The organism is Lewinella sp. (assembly GCF_050633125.1).
In the GTDB taxonomy this organism is placed as follows: Bacteria; Bacteroidota; Bacteroidia; order Chitinophagales; family Saprospiraceae; genus Lewinella.
This window is the reverse complement of record NZ_JBOEFX010000230.1, coordinates 1-1765: the sequence shown is the minus strand read 5'-3', so window position 1 is coordinate 1765 and position 1765 is coordinate 1. Positions and strand designations below refer to the sequence as shown.

1 protein-coding gene and 1 pseudogene are annotated in these 1765 nt (G+C 42.4%); both read right to left on the bottom strand.

Annotated elements, in window-relative coordinates:
• Positions 1-1234 (bottom strand): annotated as a pseudogene (locus ACRBG0_RS28515) (hypothetical protein); the annotation flags it as partial.
• 73 nt (positions 1235-1307) lie between these two features.
• Positions 1308-1765 (bottom strand): T9SS type A sorting domain-containing protein (locus ACRBG0_RS28510; RefSeq protein ID WP_431490221.1); only part of this gene is annotated, 458 nt, incomplete at its 5' end.

Genomic DNA, 1765 nt, shown 5'->3' with positions numbered 1-1765 from the left:
TGGCGAGGGGGAAGTTGTTGATACCGAGGGTGTCGCAGTCTCGCCCATCCAATGGCCCGAGGCGATGATTGGGGATATTGGGGATGCTGAAAGCATTGTACACAGGAAGCTCAAGCGTAGTGACCGTAGCTGCAAAGCCAGGGCGATCAGGATATTCGATCACATTGAGCGCTTTGGAGAGGCCGTAGCCGGAAATATAAATCTTACCATCGCGCGCCAATTGGGCGAGGTAGTAGCCTTGGTTGGGGTCTGTGCCATCGCTTTCTACAATCGTAACCCGGCTGGCTTCGATATCCTCCGCCCAGAGATCGAATTGGTAGATCACCAGGGTAGAAGAGACGTATAAATAACGAGAATTAGGAGAGATAGAGACTCCTCCGCCGAAACCGTTATGCGGAAATGTTATAAGTGTTTGATTGCTTAGTAAGCCTGAACATCGATCAAAATCGTAAATACTAACATATTTTCCTTCTGTGGGGCCAATTGAATTGAAGATGACATACTTACTGCCGTCAGGGGAAAATACAGTCTGTCCGACTCCGGTAGGAAAAGGCTCACCTATGGTTTGATCATCGTACCTGTGTAGCCCTTGCGGATCGAGTAGATAGCGGATATAAGTATTTTCATCATAGTACTTCCAGAGTATCCACCAATCGCGACCATTGGCGTGGCGGGTAGCGGTGAGTCTCCCACGATCAAGGAAGAGTTGATCTAAAAGTAATTCATTTTTCACGATTACAGTTCCCTCCGAAGTATTATTAGCGTTTATATAAATTATTGAATAATGTAATGCTAATCCTCCTGAAAAATTGGTTTCTTCATCATAGCCATTAAATGAAGTAAGTAAGTAATAGTTATCCTCATGTTCGGGCCATGGTAATACCAATGAGCTTTGTGCAGAAACATAACCAGAACTACTCTGTCCAATGTACATATTCTCTCCATTTGTAAGGATTTCATGGTCGCTGTTGTGAATATCTAGACCATTGAAATAAAACAATAGAGAGTCATTATCACTAATCACAGAATTATTAGCTCTAAAAATGTAAACCACGTCTAATTCTTCGCTGGCTTTCAACTGATTTCCACTAAAATTAAGCACAACTAAACCAAAAGAATCAAGAGGAACTATCTCTGAACTTTTACCTAATACCCAATTGTTGTCAGGGTATTGAGCACTGATAAATGAAGTGATTAGCAACACGAAAAATGAAAGTAATAGAATATACTTCATGGAATATACTTCAAATATTAAAAAGGCATCAGGAATGTTGAATTCCTAATGCCCCCTTAATACTATTGATTAATTAGTTTATTATGGCAACCTTGATTACACTTACAGTCCCATCGTTTTCTGTAAGTTGTAAGTAATAAATGCCGCTGGCCAGGAGCTTTGAGTTAAAGCTTATCCGTCCATTGGAAAACTCACGTGGCTGCCAGACTTGAAGTGCGATACCATTTAAGTTCAACAATTTCAGCTCCCTTAGCGTACTAATATCACCACCTGAAAGATAAAAGTGGGTAGTAGCAGGATTAGGAGCCACCTGCCATTGTGTAGCGACGGTATTAGCATCCTTGTTTACTAACGAATTGGCTTCTCTTGCACCCGTTTGATCCGCTTGCTGAAGTGCTTTTGCACCACAATTGCTCGGATCATCATCAAGGAAATCATAGCCACCGTAAATAGCCAACAAGGTACGTGCCCGGTAGACGGCGTGGCCGCCTTCGAGAGGGCATTGGTGCTTTAGCGTTATCATATTCATTG